General features: G+C 59.5%; 13 protein-coding genes. 8 read left to right on the top strand and 5 right to left on the bottom strand.

Going from position 1 to position 18,758, the window contains the following annotated elements; translation table 11 throughout:
• Positions 1-86: 86 nt before the first annotated feature.
• Complete coding sequence (locus tag AA105894_RS06575) at positions 87-1,157, bottom strand: cobalt-precorrin-5B (C(1))-methyltransferase (RefSeq protein WP_267310983.1); 1,071 nt, start codon at positions 1,155-1,157, stop codon at positions 87-89.
• A 310-nt stretch (positions 1,158-1,467) separates the two neighbouring features.
• Between AA105894_RS06575 and AA105894_RS06570 the strand changes: the two genes are divergently transcribed.
• The 8 genes from AA105894_RS06570 (at position 1,468) to AA105894_RS06535 (ending at position 12,863) form a co-directional block, all read left to right on the top strand.
• Positions 1,468-2,301 carry an SPFH domain-containing protein gene (locus tag AA105894_RS06570; RefSeq protein WP_267311053.1) on the top strand — a complete coding sequence of 278 codons (834 nt, stop codon included), beginning with the start codon at positions 1,468-1,470 and terminating at the stop codon, positions 2,299-2,301.
• A 236-nt stretch (positions 2,302-2,537) separates the two neighbouring features.
• The gene (kdpF, locus tag AA105894_RS06565) at positions 2,538-2,627 is read left to right on the top strand and encodes a K(+)-transporting ATPase subunit F (RefSeq protein ID WP_148301563.1); all 90 of its coding nucleotides are present in this window, start codon (positions 2,538-2,540) and stop codon (positions 2,625-2,627) included.
• A 2-nt stretch (positions 2,628-2,629) separates the two neighbouring features.
• Positions 2,630-4,336, top strand: coding sequence for a potassium-transporting ATPase subunit KdpA (gene kdpA, locus AA105894_RS06560; protein WP_267310982.1), 1,707 nt, complete (start codon positions 2,630-2,632; stop codon positions 4,334-4,336).
• 14 nt (positions 4,337-4,350) lie between these two features.
• Entirely contained in the window at positions 4,351-6,456 is a 2,106-nt protein-coding gene (kdpB, locus tag AA105894_RS06555) for a potassium-transporting ATPase subunit KdpB (RefSeq protein ID WP_267310981.1), read from the top strand.
• Positions 6,457-6,466: 10 nt separating this feature from the next.
• A complete protein-coding gene (gene kdpC, locus AA105894_RS06550; RefSeq protein WP_267310980.1) occupies positions 6,467-7,087 on the top strand; it encodes a potassium-transporting ATPase subunit KdpC in 621 nt (206 codons plus the stop codon).
• Positions 7,084-9,756 (top strand): sensor histidine kinase, encoded by a 2,673-nt coding sequence (locus tag AA105894_RS06545; RefSeq protein ID WP_267310979.1) that lies wholly within the window; start codon positions 7,084-7,086, stop codon positions 9,754-9,756. Before kdpC ends, AA105894_RS06545 begins: the two co-directional genes overlap by 4 nt.
• A complete protein-coding gene (locus AA105894_RS06540) occupies positions 9,756-10,433 on the top strand; it encodes a response regulator (protein WP_267310978.1) in 678 nt (225 codons plus the stop codon). Before AA105894_RS06545 ends, AA105894_RS06540 begins: the two co-directional genes overlap by 1 nt.
• Positions 10,434-10,529: 96 nt before the next feature.
• Positions 10,530-12,863, top strand: a complete 2,334-nt coding sequence (locus AA105894_RS06535) for a hypothetical protein (protein WP_267310977.1) — start codon at positions 10,530-10,532, stop codon at positions 12,861-12,863.
• A gap of 109 nt (positions 12,864-12,972) precedes the next feature.
• On the opposite strand, the gene AA105894_RS06530 is transcribed toward AA105894_RS06535, so the two are convergent.
• From AA105894_RS06530 to AA105894_RS06515, 4 genes are all read right to left on the bottom strand, one after another.
• The gene (locus AA105894_RS06530; protein WP_267310976.1) at positions 12,973-14,211 is read right to left on the bottom strand and encodes a cytochrome-c peroxidase; all 1,239 of its coding nucleotides are present in this window, start codon (positions 14,209-14,211) and stop codon (positions 12,973-12,975) included.
• A gap of 94 nt (positions 14,212-14,305) precedes the next feature.
• Complete coding sequence (locus AA105894_RS06525) at positions 14,306-15,955, bottom strand: phospholipase C (RefSeq protein WP_373316741.1); 1,650 nt, start codon at positions 15,953-15,955, stop codon at positions 14,306-14,308.
• 98 nt (positions 15,956-16,053) lie between these two features.
• On the bottom strand, positions 16,054-16,224 hold the full coding sequence (locus tag AA105894_RS06520; RefSeq protein WP_159101685.1) for a hypothetical protein: 171 nt from the start codon (positions 16,222-16,224) through the stop codon (positions 16,054-16,056).
• A 223-nt stretch (positions 16,225-16,447) separates the two neighbouring features.
• Positions 16,448-18,679, bottom strand: coding sequence for a TonB-dependent receptor family protein (locus AA105894_RS06515; protein WP_373316740.1), 2,232 nt, complete (start codon positions 18,677-18,679; stop codon positions 16,448-16,450).
• Positions 18,680-18,758 lie beyond the last annotated feature (79 nt).

Raw genomic sequence — 18,758 nt, 5'->3', positions numbered from 1 at the left:
CGGTTTTTCGGTTCTCAGGAAGCTATGGGAGAGGCGCGGGCAGTTTCCACCCTTTGCGGACAGCCATGCAAGGGAGGTCCGTGAGTCTAGAGAAGCGTGCTGCGCCCGATCAGCGCACCCTGCCTGTCGAATATGACCACGTCGAGTTGGCATTCAGGATCGGCGAGGGTGTCTCTTGCTGTCTCAGCCGCACGCTGAGCGATCAGGGAGCCAAGCCTGTCATCACCCAGAGCGGTATAGCCCTGCGCGATCGTCTGGGCCTTTGCCAGCCTGTAGAGCTGGGCATCCGTCAGGCCAAGAGGCGCGGCAATGGGGGCCAGGGCCTGCGGGTCGGCCAGTGTCCGGCTTGAATGCAGGTCGAGATGGCCTTGGGCCAGTTTTGTCATTTTGGCGAGACCGCCTGCAATGGTGAGGCGCGGCACGGGGTGGCGATGCAGATATTTCAGAAACCCGCCCGCGAAATCTCCCATCTCGATCAGGGCCGGGTCTGGCAGAGTGTAGAGAGAGCGTATGGATTTTTCAGAGGTTGATCCCGTACTGCCTGCGATATGGGGCAGGTTGAGCGCCCTTGCTACATCCACACCACGATGGATTGAATGGATCCATGCCGAACAGGAATAAGGAATCACAATCCCGGTGGTTCCAAGCACTGACAAGCCACCAAGAATGCCGAGCCGCGCATTCAATGTGCGTTTGGCCAGCTCTTCGCCATCGGCAATGGATATCGTGACGATAGCGTCTGAGGCACCGGGGGTGATCTGCTCCAGAGCGGTGCGGATCATGGTGCGTGGCACAGGGTTGATCGCGGGCTCGCCGGGGGGAAGGGGAAGGCCCGGCTGGGTGATGGTCCCGACACCGCTTCCGGCACGAAAAATGATGCCGCTGCCTGTCGATGCGCGCGCCACGGTGGCGGTAATCAGCGCCCCGTGGGTAACATCAGGGTCATCTCCGGCATCCTTGACGATACGAGCCCAAGCTGTGTCGCCGTCGCGTCCTGATCCGTCCAGCGAAAACGCCGCCTCCCCGCCGCCGGGAAGGGTAATGGTGACAGGGTCCGGGCAGTCATCGATCATGAGCAGGGCCCAGGCCGCTTTGGCGGCGGCTGTTGCGCAGCTGCCCGTTGTCCATCCCCGACGCAGGGCCGTGGCTTGCGTCATCTCGGCTCTGCCTCCCTGATATCCGGGCGGCCCGGGGCCGCATCACTTTGCCTGGACGCTCTACATCGCATCTCGCGCCGGATATCACCAGTGCCTGCTTGGAGTGCGTGGTTCTGCGGCCCCTGCGGCGAAACTCACAATGCAGGCATCTGAGGCATTTTCATTGTGAGGTTCAGTCGGGCGTCTGGTAAATCCTGTCGCGATATCGAAAAGACAAAAGGAGGCCCTGACCATTCCCGAGCCTGTACTCGCGATACTTGTTATCGCTGTTGCCGCCTTTCTTGTCGTGTTTTTCCTTCTCGGGGGCGTGATGATTGTCCCGGGGCGGATGGTCTACGTCACCGAATTTCTGGGCAAGCCGCAGCGCAAATTGCTCGAGAGTGGCCTGCACTTCCGTATTCCGATCCTCACGCGTGTTTCATACAAGGTGTCGCTGCAGCAGATGCAGGTCGAGACATCGTCAGAGGTCAAGACGCTGGATGACGTCTTCATCGAGATCCGCTGGGTGCTGCTCTACAGCGTCCGAGATGATAGCGAGGCTGTATTCAATTACGCCTACAAGGTATCGCAGCCTGTCAAACGGCTCGTTTTTCGCGTCGAAAACGAGATCAGGCAGATCGCCTCGACCATGACGCTGGCGGAACTCTATTCGCAGCGCAACGAGATCGCCCGACGGGTGATCAATGATCAGGTGGCGGACGCGCTTGAATCAGGCCTCGATATCCATGGTGTTACCATCGAGCAGCCTATGCCGCCGCGCGAGATACAGGAAGCGATGAACAACAAGCTGGCAGCGATTGCCCGCAAGGATGCCGCTCAGGCAGAAGCCGAGGCCGAGATGGTGCGGCGTGTGGGCATTGCCAGAGCCGAGGCGGAGAGCAAGAAGCTGCAGGGTGAGGGGATCGCCAATGAGCGCAAGGCCATCGCTGCCGGTTTTGCCGAGGCGGCGGAACTGTTTCGCAAGAGCATTCCCGATGTCAGCGAAGACGCTATTCTCACCCTGATGCAGAATGTGAATCAGGCCGATATGGTCGTGACCGCCAGCCGCTCGGGCAAGGCGACGGTGATTTTCGTACCGATCGACATGAATAGCGGCCAGATTGCCGCCGCGGCTTCTGGCCAGTTCATACCGACCGCCGTGTAACTTTTGCCTGACCCTGTCTTCGTGTCGCCTGTTAGGCGACGCAAAGGCACCGAAATTCCTATGACTTTCCTATAAAGCTTCGGGCTGCGCCTTCTGTCATTCCTATGGCGTGCGAATTGATAATCAGGCTCTCTTCAGGGAGCCTTTTTTCATGCTTGATGCTCTTTACGGCGCACTCGGCCTTTTCGGCTTCGTGCTCTGTCTCGGCTTCATTTCGATCTGCCAGAGGATCTGAAATGACGCCTGATCTTGTTCTTGGCGGTATCGTGACGCTTGGCCTGCTGGCCTATGTCACCGCCGTGCTTCTTCGTCCCGAGAGGTTCTGATCATGAGCCTTTCAGGATGGATCACCATTGCGGTGTTCTTTCTCTGCGTGGTCGCGCTGACACGACCGCTCGGAGGTTTTCTCAAACGCGTGCTCGAAGGCGAGCGCCATTTTCCGGGGCGTATGCTCGGGCCACTGGAGCGCGGGATCTATCGCCTTGCGGGCGTCGAGCCGACGCGCGAGCAATCATGGTCGCAATATGCGCTGGCCGTGATCCTGTTCAAGGTGTTCTGCTTCATCGCCGTCTATGCGCTGCTGCGTCTGCAGGGTGTGCTGCCGTTCAACCCCGGCGGGCTGGGGGCGGTAGCGCCGGATCTCGCCTATAATACGGCCATCAGCTTTCTGACCAATACGAACTGGCAGAGCTATAGTGGCGAGACCACGCTCAGCCCGCTCAGCCAGATGCTGGCCCTGACTGTGCAGAATTTCGTTTCTGCCGCTGCGGGCATCGCCATCGCCGCGGCCATTATGCGTGGCTTCGTGCGTCGTAGCGCCACGACCATTGGCAATTTCTGGGCTGATCTGGTGCGCGTGACCCTTTACGTGCTGCTGCCAGCCTGTGTGCTGCTGACCCTGTTTTTCGTGCTCGAAGGCGTGCCCCAGACTCTTTGGAGCAGCGTTTCGGCATTTACGCTGGAAGGCCGTCACCAGACCATCGCTCTCGGTCCTGTTGCCTCTCAGGAAGCAATCAAGATGCTGGGAACGAATGGCGGCGGGTTTTTCAACACGAACTCGGCTCATCCATTCGAAAACCCCAATGCGCTGACAAATTTCGTGCAGATGCTGTGCATCTTTGCGCTGGGCGCAGGGCTGACGAACATGTTCGGTCGCATGATCGGGCAGGAAAAGCAGGGCTGGGCCATCTTCTCTGCCATGGCCGCGCTGTTCCTGATCGGGGCAGGGGTGCTCTACTGGTCCGAAGCCCATGCCAACCCGCTTTTTGCCTCGCTGGGCCTTGATGGCGCGCTCGGCAATATGGAAGGCAAGGAGACGCGCTTTGGTGTGGCTGCGTCGGCGCTTTTTGCCACCGTCACCACCGATGCGTCATGCGGCGCGGTGAATGCGATGCATGAGAGCTTTCTGCCGCTGGGTGGCATGGTGCCGCTCATCAACATGATGCTTGGCGAGGTGATTTTCGGTGGCGTCGGCTCCGGGCTTTACGGGTTTCTTCTTTTTGCCCTGATTGCGGTTTTCATGGCCGGTCTCATGGTCGGGCGTACGCCGGAATATCTGGGCAAGAAGATCGAGGCCCGCGAGATCAAGATGACCATGCTGGCCGTGCTCTGTCTGCCGCTTGTCATGCTTGGCTTCACGGCACTCGCCGTTGTCATTCCCGCCGGGACTTCCGCTTTGTCGGCAAGCGGGCCGCATGGCTTCACCGAGGCGCTTTATGCCTATACCTCGGCCGCCGCCAATAATGGCAGCGCCTTTGCGGGGCTGACCGCCAACAGCTTCTGGAATGTGACCCTGGGCATTGGCATGATGATCGGCCGGTTTTTTGTGATCATACCGGCGCTTGCCATTGCGGGGTCCATGGCCGCCAAGAAGGTTGCCGCCCCGACGCCTGGCACGTTTCCGACCGATAACGGGCTGTTCATCGCACTAGTGGCCGGTGTGATCGTGATTGTCGGCGGTCTGACCTTTCTTCCCGCTCTCGCTCTCGGTCCGATTGTCGAGCATCTCGCGATGCTGCACGGCACCACCTATTAAGAGGCGCCTGTCTCATGATCTCCTTTCCTTCTCCCGCGCCCCGGTCTGACGGGGCGCGCAAAGCCCCGCGTGCGCGTGCAACCGTGCTGAGCAGCGCGCTGGTTCTGCCCGCCATGGCAGAAAGCCTGCGCAAGCTCGACCCGCGCGTGATGATACGCAATCCGGTCATGTTCGTGGTCGAGGTGGTCACGATGCTGACCACCATTCTCCTGTTCCGCGATATCATCAAAGGGATGCCCCATACGGGCTTCGCGCTTCAGATCACGCTCTGGCTGTGGTTCACGCTGCTTTTCGCCAATTTCGCCGAAGCCATTGCCGAAGGGCGTGGCAAGGCACAGGCCGACTCCCTGCGTCGCACCCGCACCGAGACCCGCGGCAAGCGTCTGATCCCGACCGATACCGGGCTGTATTCTCCCGCCGGGCTTTATGAGGAAGTCGCAGCACCCGAACTGGCGGTTGGCGATGCGGTTCTGGTCGAGACGGGTGATTTCATCCCGAGCGATGGCGAGGTGATCGAGGGTATCGCCTCTGTCGATGAGTCGGCTATCACGGGTGAATCCGCCCCCGTCATACGCGAGAGCGGCGGTGACCGCTCTGCCGTGACGGGCGGCACGCGTGTGCTGTCAGACTGGGTGATCGTGCGGATCACGGCCGCGCAGGGCTCGACCTTTCTCGATCGCATGATCTCGCTGGTCGAAGGGGCGCAGCGCCAGAAAACACCCAATGAAATTGCGCTGACCATTCTGCTTGCCGGCATGACGCTCATTTTCATCATCGCGGTGGCGACCATCCCCTCCTTTGCCCATTACGCAGGCGGCAGCATCTCGGTGCTGGTGCTCGTGGCGCTTTTTGTCACGCTCATCCCGACAACGATTGGCGCCCTGCTTTCGGCCATTGGCATTGCGGGCATGGATCGCCTCATACGCTTCAACGTGCTCGCCATGTCCGGGCGTGCGGTCGAGGCGGCTGGCGATGTCGATACGCTCCTGCTCGACAAGACAGGCACCATCACGATCGGTGATCGCCAGGCCAGCGCCTTTATGCCTGTGCCCGGCGTGACCGAGCAGCAGCTTGGCGATGCGGCCCAGCTTGCCTCTCTCGCTGATGAAACGCCGGAGGGGCGCTCTATCGTGGTGCTGGCCAAGACGCGTTTCGGCCTGCGCGGGCGCGAACTCAACGCCACCGGGGCGCATTTCGTGCCCTTTACGGCCCAGACACGCATGAGCGGCGTCGATATCGGGGCGCGTCAGATACGCAAGGGCGCGGTCGAGAGCGTGATTGCCGCCATTGGCGAGAACGCGGCCTCGGTTGCGCAGATACGCAGCATTGCCGATGGTATTGCCCGTCAGGGCGGCACGCCGCTTGCCGTGCTGGATGACGGGCGTCTTCTCGGCGTGGTGCATCTCAAAGATGTGGTGAAAGGCGGCATACGCGAGCGCTTTGCCGAATTGCGCCGCATGGGGATCCGTACGGTCATGATCACGGGTGACAACCCGCTGACCGCTGCGGCCATTGCTGCAGAGAGTGGCGTAGATGATTTTCTGGCTCAGGCAACACCGGAGGCCAAGCTGGCGCTGATCCGCAGGGAGCAGGAATCAGGCAAGCTGGTCGCCATGTGCGGCGACGGCACGAATGACGCCCCCGCGCTCGCCCAGGCCGATGTGGGTGTGGCCATGAACACCGGCACCGTTGCTGCGAGAGAGGCCGGGAACATGGTCGATCTCGACAGCGACCCGACAAAGCTGATCGAGATTGTGGGCATCGGCAAGCAATTGCTGATGACACGCGGCGCGCTTACCACATTCTCGATTGCCAATGACGTGGCCAAGTATTTCGCCATCATCCCGGCGATGTTCGTCGGGTTCTACCCGGCACTTTCGGGGCTGAACATCATGCATCTGGCCACGCCGGAAAGTGCGGTTCTGTCTGCCATCATTTTCAACGCGCTGATCATCATCGCCCTTATTCCGCTCGCCCTGCGCGGCGTGCGCTATCGCCCGGTTGGTGCCGCCGCCCTGCTGCGACGCAATCTGCTCATCTATGGCGTGGGTGGTCTGATCGTGCCGTTTGTCGGCATCAAGCTGATCGACCTTGTCGTCACCCATATCGGTCTGGTCTGAGGAAACACTCATGGTCCTCTCTCAACTGCGCCCGGCGCTTGTTCTCTTCCTCCTGCTCTCCGCCCTGACCGGTCTGGCCTACCCCTTGGGCATGACGGCGCTTGCAAACCTGCTCCTGCCGGAAAAGGCGACTGGCAGCCTCATTCACGCCAAAGGCTGGGTGATCGGCTCGAGCCTGATCGGGCAGGATTTTACGTCGCCACGCTATTTCCACGGGCGCCCTTCTGCCACGATGGGGTCTGACCCCAGGGATGCCTCCAAAACGATCGCCATGCCCTACAACGCGGCTGCTTCTCTTGCCTCGAATGCCGGGCCGACCTCGAAGGCGCTGCTCGATCAGGTAACGGCGCGCACGGCTCAGCTCCGTGCTGAAAACCCCGATGCGATGGCACAAGGCTGGCGTATTCCGGTCGAGCTTGTGACCAGCTCCGCCAGCGGGCTTGACCCCGATATCTCGCCCGATGCCGCGCTCTTTCAAATCGCGCGTGTTGCGAAGGCACGGGGGTTGTCGCCTGACCGGGTGCGTCATCTTGTGCAGAGCCAGACCGAAGCGCCGATCCTCGGTTTTCTGGGGGAGCCGCATGTCAATGTGCTGGCGCTCAATCAGGCGCTCGATAGACTGGGCCAATGACCCCACGTGATTACGACCGCCCCGACCCTGACGCGCTGCTTCGCCAGAATGGCGGCTCATCGCGCCGGGGAAGGCTGAAGATCTTCCTCGGTGCGGCGCCGGGTGTCGGCAAGACATTCGAGATGCTCACTGCGGCCCATCAGCAGCAGCGCGAAGGCGTGTCCGTGCTGATCGGTGTGGTCGAGACCCATGGCAGGAGCGAGACGGCATCTCTCGTTGAAGGGCTGGCTGCGCAGGCGACGCGCCCTGTCGCCTATCGCGGGCAAATACTCCAGGAGATGGATCTCGATGCCCTGCTGGAAAGTCGTCCCGCGCTCGCCCTTGTTGATGAACTGGCCCATAGCAACGCGCCCGGCTCGCGCCACCCCAAGCGCTGGATGGATGTCGAAGACCTGCTCGCTGCGGGCATAGACGTCTATACCACGGTCAATATCCAGCATCTCGAAAGCCTGAACGACGTCATCGCCTCCATTACTCGCGTGCGCGTGCGTGAAACGGTGCCGGACCGGGTGGTGGAGCAGGCCGATGAGGTGGAGCTGATCGACCTGACCCCGAACGACCTGTTGCAGCGTATGCGCGATGGCAAGATCTACGGTCCGCACACGGCGGGTCGTGCCATGCTGCATTATTTCTCGCCGGGCAATCTGACGGCCCTGCGCGAACTGGCCCTGCGCCAGACGGCGCAGCAGGTCGATGCGCAGCTTGTCGACCACATGAAGGCCAATGCCATTGCTGGCCCTTGGGCGGCGGGCGAACGCGTGATGGTATGCCTCACCCTTCAGGATGGCGATGCCAGCCTGCTGCGCTATGGCAAGCGTCTGGCTGATAGGCTGCACGCGCCATGGATCGTGCTGCATGTCGAGACCAGCCGCGATCTGACCGATGATGCCCGTGCCCGCATGGCGTCGCAGATGCATCTGGCACAATCGCTCGGGGCCGAGACCGTGACCATTCCCGGGCATGATGTTGTGCTCGATACGCTCTCCTTTGCCCGCGCCCAGAACGTGACGCAGATCGTGGCGGCGCATCCTGCCGGATCGGGCTGGATCGGGCGGTTGCGGCAGATTCTGGGACGCAGCACGACCGAGCGGCTGATCCAGCGCTCCGACGGCTTTCCGGTGCATGTCGTGCCGCGCTCTGGCGAGGCGGTAACGGGGCGTCTGCGCGAGAAGATCAGACCAAGCCTGAGCCCTTATCTCGGCAGCACGGCCATCGTTCTGGCGGCTTTGGGTCTGGCGCTGCTGCTGCGTCAGGGTTTCGAAGTGAGCAATGTCTCGCTCGCCTTTCTGACCGCCATTCTGGGCGTGGCGGTGGCCTATGGGCTCTGGCCGTCTCTGTGGGCCTCGCTGCTCGGCATGCTCTGCTTCAATTTCTTCTTTCTGCCACCGCTTTATACCCTGACCATCGCGGCGCCCGATAATGTGGTGGCGCTGTTCTTTTTTTTCGCCACGGCCCTGATTGCGAGCAATTTGGGCGCGCGTGTGCGCAGTCAGGCCGTGGTGGCGCGGCATCGGGCTGAAGTCACGCAATCGCTCTATCATTTCAGCCGCACCATCACCGGCATGATCAAGCTGGATGATCTGCTCTGGTCGGTCAGCCACCAGATGGCGACCCTGCTCAATTGTCGTGTCGTGCTGCTTATGCCCGAAAACGGGGTGCTGCGTGTGCAGACCTCATATGATTCCGGCCATCCGATTGGAGAAGACGGATTTGCCGCAGCAAGCTGGGCCTGGAAAAACAACCGCGTGGCCGGGCGTGGTTCCGATAATCTGCCCGGCGTGCGCTGGCTCTTCATGCCGCTGCGCACGGGGCGCGGGCCAGTGGCCTTGCTCGGGATCGACCGCGACCGCAGTGGCGCCTTGCTGGATGCCGAGCAGCAGGGCTTGCTTGACGCGCTGGGCGAGCAGACAGCGACCGCTATCGAAAGCATTCTTCTGGCGCGCGACCTCGACCGTGTGCGCCTTGATGCCGAAACCGACCGACTGCGCGGGGCGCTGCTGACCTCGATCTCCCATGACCTACGCACACCGCTTGCCTCGATATTGGGTGCAGCGTCCAGCCTGCGCGACTATGGCGAGGCTTTGGGGGAGGAGGGGCGTCATGACCTGCTCACGACACTGACCGATGAGGCCGAGCGCCTGAACCGCTTTGTCGGCAATCTGCTCGACATGACACGGCTTGAGGCCGGCGCGCTGCCGCTGCGTCACGAACCGGTCGATTGCGCCGAGGTGGCGGCTTCTGCCTTGTCACGCGCCGCAAATCTGCTGGACGCGCATCCTGTTGCCCTGGAAGTCGCGCCCGATCTGCCGATCGTACCGCTTGATGATGTGCTGCTTGAGCAGGCGCTGTTCAATATTCTCGATAATGCCGCCAAATACACCGCGCCCGGGACGCCTATTACGGTCAGGCTGTCGGTAGAGGCCGCGCATCTTGTCATCACGATCTCGGACGAGGGGCCGGGCTTTGGCGGGCGCGACCCGGCGGTGCTTTTTGCCAAATTTACCCGCTTCGCCGCTGCGGACACGGCGCGGGCGGGCACCGGGCTGGGGCTTGCCATCGCGCGCGGTTTCGTTGAAGCGATGGGGGGAGAGATAACGGCGGCAAACCGACCCGACCGGCAGGGGGCCATGTTCACCCTGCGCTTTCCTCTGGCAGAAAAGGCATCCTGATGAGCGACCCGACCCTTCTGGTTGTCGATGATGAACCCGCCATCAGGCGCTTGCTGCGCACCACGCTCGCGAGCCAGTCATGGCGTATTCTCGAAGCCGGGTCGGGCGAACAGGCCCTGCAACGCGCCAGTGAAACCCCGCCCGATCTCGTTCTGCTCGATCTGGGCCTGCCCGATATGGACGGGGTAGAGGTGCTGCGCCAGCTACGCCGGGAGCGGCCCAATCTGCCCGTGGTCATTCTGTCGGTGCGTGACGACGAGCGCGGCAAGGTCGCTGCCCTCGAAGCCGGGGCGGATGACTACGTGACCAAACCCTTCAGCATGGCCGAACTCATCGCCCGCCTGCGCAACGCCCTGCGCCACGGCCTGCAACAGGAAGGCACGGTGCCGCTCTTCACCTCAGGCGATCTGACCATAGACCTCGTCCGTCGCCAGATTTTTCGGAATGGCGAAGAACTCCGCCTCTCCCCCCGCGAGTGGGATATTCTGCGTATGCTCGTCCGTTACGCAGGCCGCGTACTGACCCATCAGACCATCATGAAACAACTCTGGGGCCCGACTGGCGATGTGCAGCAGCTGCGAGTTTATATCCGTCAGATCAGACAGAAGATCGAGCCAGACCCCGAAAGGCCGAGGCATATACTGACGGAGACGGGGGTGGGGTACCGATTGTTATAGTGAGCATATGGTAAATACAAAAATTTTTACCCTTTGTCTGGCAACGTTATTAAATATATAATCTCATATCATTGTAAATAACGCAGGTTATTTACAATGCCGTTTAATCGTTCGCGTGTTAAGCATCCTGTAACAACCAAGGTCAGACTGATGCCCGCAAAAAGAGCGACCCCTTACGAGGCGTTGAACCGAACAGGGGAGTGGATCAGTCAGCAACTCGAAATGGTCGGCAAGGATGAAGTCGCATTTCTTGCACAGATCTCTAGTAGTACCGAGGAGGTTGGTCAGGGTCTGCTCCATAGCCGCGGTGATCTCATCGGACTTGAGGTACTGAGTTTCCTGCCACTGGTTCACAGTTGCCCCAGACCATTGTTGAGCGCATTTGTGCTCAGCTATCTGACTCGTATTCGAACTATTTTAAGCAGTTTGAATGCACGGAACCGGGATGGCGCAGATTTCGATTTCGGCGTTTGGGGGACACAGTGGTATTCACTACGTCGTTTTTTTAAGGCGCCGCCGGTAGGCTTCAAGCTGGTGACAGGTCGATGGAAACTGCTCGGTGTGGATGTCCTGCATATTCCGGGAGGCGGAAACAGGGGTGGCGTACGCGAACGCGCTATCTTTTGGTTGCAGTGGTTGGACGCCAACAGTGATGATGCGCCTGTCTTTTGGCGTATAGACGCGGTAAGGGGAGTTCCTCGTAACACGAAAATCTGGCTGGACTTGCGAGTTGCCGATGTCTTCCCCGCTACTTTTTGGGCTACACAGGATGGTGTCCTTTATCCCGTGGAATCGATTGACCCCGAGACAATCTCATATGGGCCCGATCCGGTTTTACCGGGGGTCCGCCTGGCCGGGTTTTTAAACTCTCTCCCAATCTGCGAAAAGTTCCTGCCCGGAGGCGGCGAGCGTCTCATAATCCTGCGCGATGTCGTCTTCGGGCTCATGGATGATGAGCCAGTGCTGTACGATCCGCATGAGGGATCAGGTTTCTTGCCTCTGGCAACGTCATCATTTGTCGATCTCGCAGCATTGGCTAACGTGCCTCTGCTGCAAGCAGTGCTCATCTGGAATGGGTTCTACGCAACGCTTTTGCAGGCGAGTACCGAGCACGGCCCGTGGCTGTCCACGCCGAAACGGGTGGGCTGGAGTCGTCGCCTCGGTCCATTACTGAATGGGGAGGCAGGTGCGCTGAGAGATGATTCTCCCCGTGAGGGGCGAATAAGAGCCGTGCCAGTCTCCGAAAGCTGGCCTGATGCCGCACCCGTTGATGTTCGTCTGAAACTGGCTCGGATCGTGGACCTGTCTGGCTATTATCTCTGGTGGCGAGGTGTGCGGGCAATGACAGATCTCGCAGGATTCTCGGTTTGTGGAGAAGATCTGCGGGGGTGTCGCCTGGTCGATTCCAGACCCTTCAGTCTTGTTTCCGAAAGGGCGTGGGATAGAGACTATCGTATGTTCACGGCTGCGTTGGATATTGGGGCGGGCTACGGTGTTTTCATCACGCGGTATTTTGTAGAAATACAGAAAATTCGTTGGCTGCGCTTTACAAATAAAAAGGGTGCCTATGACGCAACCAGAGCGGTCATGCAACATCCGTATCCAGGCGATAGCTATATTCCGCCTACTCTTTTCAATGCGTTTCATCTAGGTCTCGCCGAGGATGATTATCCTCTCTTGCAAAATCTCATCGAAGATGTGAATGAACCGCATTGGCGACGTGAAGTAAGAATAATTATCAGCTATTGTCCTGGCTCGCCCGAATATATTGCTCGCTGCCGGAATGCCTCTGCGATTTTGTATATTGCGCGGATGACTTTAGAGGATGAACCGACGACCGAAAGGAAACCTGACCTCTTCGCCTGTTTTGGCGGATTTACTTTCAATGATCTTCACCAGTCATGGCCTCTTACGAAGACAACGCTCGCTAGGCTGGCAAAAAAATGGCCCTCACTTATGAAGCCGCTCGCTATGGTGGCGCTCGAGTCCGACGATATTAGTCTTGCGGTCAAGATCCTGGAGGCAGCAGGTGCCTGTACTTGGCCCGACGACGCCAGAGATGTCGCCTTGCACTTTCTGGATTGGACGAAAAAGAAAGAAAGCGAAGAAATTGCACAGAAATTTATTGAAAGTTCATATGTTCCTCGAAAATCAACATTAGGTAAATTTGATCATTACAAATATATATTTTCAAAACCTTTTTCTCAGGACTTCTCTCAACGGTTTCTACAATCCTATGTTGGAAATCCCAGTGGCGATCTGGAGGCGATGAGACGACAGTTCCCGATGCTTCTTCACAACACGGCCTATGCGTTCCTACTTTTTGGAGATGCGGTTCGGCCATATCTTGCCGGGATGAATTACGGGGCTAACCGTACGACTTTCACACTGATTGAACTTGCGGAGACTCTTGCAAAGCCTACCCGATGAGTGAGTGGCGGTGGCTGGCTGATTCTTGATACCATAGAGGGGCTTGTATACCTGACAACCGCATATGTAGGCGTGCGTGTCTAACTCGATCGTCAATTGGCTGAAAAATTCAATGATCGGTTAGATCGCTGAGAAAGGTCTCAATTTTTTCTCTTTCGTTAGGCGTCAGAGTCGGTGATTTGCGCTTACCAAAAGGCGCGTCGATTTTGTCGACATTTGGCCAGTAGCGGCTGGGTAAATCGTCATATGGTGACGAATGTTTGTTCGCCGGAGGCCGGTAAAATCGCCCCGGTTCAATATCTCGCAGCACATAAAAATTCATCACCTGACGCAGCGAGGTGAAGACACCGTTATGGAAGAACACTTTCCGTGTGGCGCTGTTGCGTAGCGATGGGGTGCGGAAGAAGCCGCAATAGGCGCCATTGTGGCCGATATCCGCGCGACCCGCTGCGCAGAGGCCGAGATCGTAGGTACCTTTGGGGGCGAGGGGGTTACGCGGGGCAGCGAGGGCTTCGTATTGATGGTCGGTGAAGAGAGGCGGTCGGCCTTCCTCATCCACCGCGCTCAGATGGCACGCGGCGCAATTGCCTTTCGCCGGGTCGTTGAAAAGTCGCAGCCCTTCCGCTTCGTCTCGTGTCAGGCGGGTTTTTCCCTCCAGCCAGGCATCATAGCGGCTCGAATAGGGGTGAAATGACGGCGCTTCGATCTGGTAGCGCGCCAGCGCGAAAAGCGCCTCGGCAATCAGCATATCGTCAGAAGCATGGGCGCCGATCAGCCGAAACAGATCGGCGCTATAGGGCGCATGGCGCAGGCGGGCCGCGACACCTTCATGTGTTGCGGCCATTTCGCGCGTGTCGAAAAGCGGCCCGGCGGCCTGGCTTTGCAGCGTGTCGGCCCGACCGTCCCAGAACAGACCGCCCTGCGGCACCATGGCCTGCGCCGAGGCGCCGGTATTACTGGCCGATTTGACGCCTTTGACACTGGGCGGCGGTGGGGGAGGCGGCGCCGTCTCGCTGGTGGCATTATCAGGGCCAACGCTGAAAGGCGGCTGGCGCTCGCGATAGGTGAGCGAAGGCACGGCACGCACGCCGAATTTGTCCATCGCCACACCACCCTTGGCAAAAGCCAGCGCATTGTCTGGCGCGTAATGTGCGCTTGGCGCATGGCACGAGGCGCAGGAAAGCTGCCCGGACCCGGAGAGCGCCTTGTCAAAAAACAGCGCTTTGCCGAGCTTCGCCATGGCAGAAAGCGGCGCAACAGGGGGGCGCACCAGCGTGACAGGGCAGGGGTTGTTGCCATCGCTGGCAGGGGAGCAGTCCTTAGCCAGTGCGGCTGAAGCGTTCGCCATCAGCGTTCCAAGCAGAAACGCTTTCGTCAGAAAGCTGCGGAAGCTGGCGCTCTGTCCGCCAGCACTTCCCGAACGTTCTCCCCTTTCGAAGAAATCAGAAAACCTTTGGCGCATCACGCAGCACCGATCCGTCTTTCGGCGTGAGATAGAGCGGTGTGGTGTCGGGCTGGCTCTTGAAGTCGAACAGCCCGTCCATATCCTGCGCATCCTGATCAAAAGACCCGTTGCCGAGACGTGCGCCCTCAAGGAAGTTGTTCTCGATAAAGCGCAGAACCGAGCTCTGCGTCAGCAGGGTATGATCGATCGCATTCCGGCGCGCCCAGGGCGAGAGAACCAGAAGCGGCGTGCGCGTACCGGGGCCGCAGCGTCCGTTGACGGGGGCACCCTTCACCCCAGCCGACGGGGCTCCCTTGCCGCACTGGCCGGGCGCGTTAAGCTGGTCGGCCTGCATGTCATGCGAGCTGTGCTGCACAGGCGTAAAGGCGTGGTCATACCAGCCATCGGAATCATCATAGGCGATGATGATGGCCGTATCCTTCCATTCCGGTCGCGACTGGATAAAATTGACCAGACGCACCATGCCTTCCTGCTCGTCCAGCGGGTCGGAATAGCCGGCATGGGCATCCTGAAAGGCCGGGAGCTTCAGGAACGACACCGCAGGCATATGGCCCGCATTGGTGGCGGTGATGAAATCATCCAGATCATATTCATGATTGGCAGGGTCTTTTGTCTTGCCATCCACACCGATGGTCTGACCGATAGCCGCCACGCCAGAGGGGCGCAGATGCTTCGGGTTGGAGGTGCTGGGGTAATACTGAAACCAGTTGTGATGCGGGATGTAGTCAACCACCGTCTGCGCCACGACGGTTGAATAGGTGGCGCGCTGGCAGCCGCTCGTGCCATTGCGGTTATGCTGCGAGAGATCGAACCCCGCCATGAACCCGCCCCAGCTCACGCCCTTGGCGTTCAGCAGATCGCCGATATTGCGGCCTTCCATCCAGACCTGCTCACCCGGCACCGAACAGACATCGCCCGTCGGGTCGATATCGTTGATCATGGTCATGCCGCCTTGCCCGTCATTGATGAAAGGCGAGACCGCATCACGCGTCGAGGGCTTCTGCGAAGAGGCCGTGATATGCAGCCCGTTGGTCTGGCCCGAAACGATTTCGAGCGCACCGGGCGTCGAAGGGCCATAGGTGTCGGTATAGGCGTTGTCGCTCATGGCAAAACGCTGGGCGTAGCGCCAGAGCGCAGTCACGGTGTTGCCGTCGAAATAGCCCATCACCTGCCCGCGCGTGGCAAAAGCCCCGACGCCACCGGGCGAGCCCCGGCCTGTATGCAAGGGAAAGAGATCAGCCTTGCCGTTGTGATAGGCCATCTGCTCGGCCGTGTAGCCGTGATTCTGGTCTGCCGTGCTGGCCTGTGTCCGGTCGAGGCGGAAAGGAAGCGCCGCATCGGCACCGTTGGCCGGATTGGTATTGGGGTTGGTGACCAAAAGGTTCGATCGCAGCAGCGTATTGGCTGGCGGCGTGCCAAGTCTGGGCAGAAATACCGGCTCGCCTTCAGGATTGGCGGCCTGCGGATAGGTGGCAAAGTAGTGATCAAACGAGACGTTCTCGTCAAAGATCACCACCACATGCTTGATCGGCGTTTTCGTCTGTGTCTCGGCCCGGGCCTGAAGGGGCGCGCTCATGCAGGTGAGGGCGAGAAGGGCGGAGGCGAAAGAACGGATCGGAAAACTCATGGGAAAATACGACAACACCTGTTCAGAGAAGAGAAAGCACCAGTCTCTCCAGGCACCGAAAGGGGCACCGGATAGGTGAGAGACCAGCCGCTCGTGGCTCAGGTGCGATCATCGTCGCGCAGCGTCTCTTCGTCCAGAGCCATCAGCGCGCCACGACGCGATTGCAGCGAAATGGCAGTCAGACGATGCTCGCGCCATGCCGCGACGAGCGTCTGGCGCCAGCGATCCGAGGGAGCCGTGGGGGTTTGATGCTGAAGCTGATAGTCCATTGACCTGCTCCTTTTCCAGAAGGCCGTCGGGTTACGGCGCCTCGATAGAGGATTCGCTGGCGATGGTGTGTGACCATTCCATGAATTTGCCCGGCCAGAGCGTTTGAGCGAACAATGCGTTGCATTGGCACAGACGAAAACCGGGCGTTTGGAGGGACAGGTCTGCGATGCAGGCAATCCTGACGGGCGCGCTTTCATATGAAACGCGCCATGTTGTTACTGTTCAGTTAAACCCTGCCGAGACCCCGGCGAACACGCCAAATCCGTCGCCCGGCTGGAAGGCGGCTAGCTGTTTGCCCGCCGCGATATAGCCCGGCACGACGATGGAGGCGTAATGGGTGTTGGCGAGATTGTTGAACGACAGGAAAACCTGACGATGCTTGTGCGGCCAGTCATAGCCTATGGTCGTGTTGAAGATATGATAGGACGGCGCAAAATACGTGTCGTCATATGACCCTGAGACCTTCGACGATACCTGCGTATTGAAATTGGCATAGAGCCCGTTCTTCAGGTCGAGGCGTATCTCGCCCTGATAGAAATGGGCCGGAATGCCCGGCAGCGCGTTGCGGCCAAAGACGGCGTCGTGTTTGAAATGGAAATCCTGCCACGTGTAGGACTGACGCAGGCCCAGCTTGCCGCCAGACCATTTGATAAGATCGGTCTCGAGCGAGGCCTCGACGCCCTGATGTGTCGTCGGGCTGGCGTTGGAGTAGGTGGTCGCGCCGTAAAGCTGCGAGAGTGGTGTCATGACCGTCAGCAGTTCATTGCGCACGTCGGAATAGTAATAGGAAACGCTCCAGCGGTTGTTCTTCCACTCGCCGCGTGTGCCTGCTTCATAGGTCGTGGCTGTCTGGTTATCCAGCTTGACGCCTGAGGCATTGAGCCCCTGCGCCGGGCCGGAGGTGTAAAGAGCGCCAGAGAGAAGCTGCCAGTCATTGGGTGGCTGAAAGCTGCGGCTCACATTGCCATAGATCGATACATGCGGCGAAATGACGTAGCGAAAGCCACCACGCGGGGTGAAGCCAAGCCCGGATGTGCTGACCGAACTCGTCGTCGGATAGGCCACATCCATCGAGCGCTGTACGAAATCGAGCGCACCTGCAGCGGTCAGCCAGAAATTATGGAAGAGCTCGAAATTGTTCCGGATGTGGAAGTAATTATCGGTGCCGCCGTAATCCGAATGGCGCAGGACAGTGCCGAAGGGGATCTTGGCATAAATGCCGGTTGTGGTGCGCGAGCGGTTGGTCTGCCAGGCTTCGAGATCGGTATAGGTGTCGATGCCGAAAAGCGTCTCGCTCTTATGACCCCAGAGCTTGTCGTTACGGCTGTAGCGTACCACGCCTGCAACGGTCTTGTAGCCCCAGCGCTGGGCGGTTGCCGTGTTCTGGATATCGATTGGTGCATCCTGATAGTCGAAACCGAGTTCGAGCTTCGATTTGTCATCGATGCGTATGGTCGTCATATCGCCATAGAATTTGCTGCCTGGCTGAATGCGATGGCCATGCAGTGTGGCGTAGAGCGCCTGCGCCTGTTTGGGATTGGTTTCGATCTGGTCACGCGTCAAATAGCCGGGATAGCCGTTCTGCGTCTGGCGATAGCGAAAGAACAGTCGTGTCGAGACATTGTCGTTGAAGCGATAGCCATAATTGGCATTCACGCCAAAGCTGCTCGCCGCTGTCTGGGCCTGATACCCGCCACGATAGGATTTGGTGATGCTGATATAATAATCGGATTTGCCAATGACCGCGCCAGAGCTGATCTGCTGCTTGTTGTAGTTGAAGCTGCCTGCCTCGACACGGGCCTGATAATGGTCGGCTGTATAGCCTGTCGGGGTAACGTAATTGATGGCGCCGCCCAGCTGCACACCACCGTAATCGAAGGCATTCGCGCCGCGCAGTACTTCGGTGTACTGGATGCCGAGTGTCTCGAATAATTCGTAGGGCGTTCCTGCCGGGGTCGTGACTGGCAGACCGTCGAACATCATCAGAATGCCCGAGCGAAAATAATTCGTACCTGTCTGGATACCCGAGCCGCGAATGGAAAGGCGCAATCCGTCACCACCACCGGAGCTCTGGGCGAAAACGCCCGGCTGAAATGCCAGGATATCGGCATTGGTCAGATTGCGGCTGCGCAGCACTTCTTTCGAATTGATCACCGATACCCCGCCGGGCACCGTGTCGAGCTGGCGCGAGGCCGCTGCGGCAGGAGAGAGACGTTGCTGTGAAACGGTGATGGATTCGGTCGAGGGTTTGAGGGTGGGCTTGTTGCCTGCGGGCCTGGCTGCGGCGCGGGTCGGCGCGGCATGACGTGTCTTGCCGGTGTCTTTCGAGGCCAGTTCGGCGGCAAAGGCGCCTTCATGGGGGAGCAGGCTCATGCCGGTGAGAAGCACCAGCGAATTGGCGCCGATAAGAGCGCGTCGTGAGGAGAGAAAATCAGTTCGGTGGCGGCGTTTCATTGGGGCGATGTCCGTTCGGGCGATGAGTAGAGATCAGGGGAGAGGGCGCGGACGAACATCGTGACCGGGCGGCGAAAAT

It is taken from the genome of Asaia spathodeae NBRC 105894, from assembly GCF_025994195.1.
Taxonomy (GTDB): Bacteria; Pseudomonadota; Alphaproteobacteria; order Acetobacterales; family Acetobacteraceae; genus Asaia; species Asaia siamensis.
Note: the sequence above shows the minus strand (reverse complement) of the source record. Positions and strands in the feature narration are given on the sequence as shown.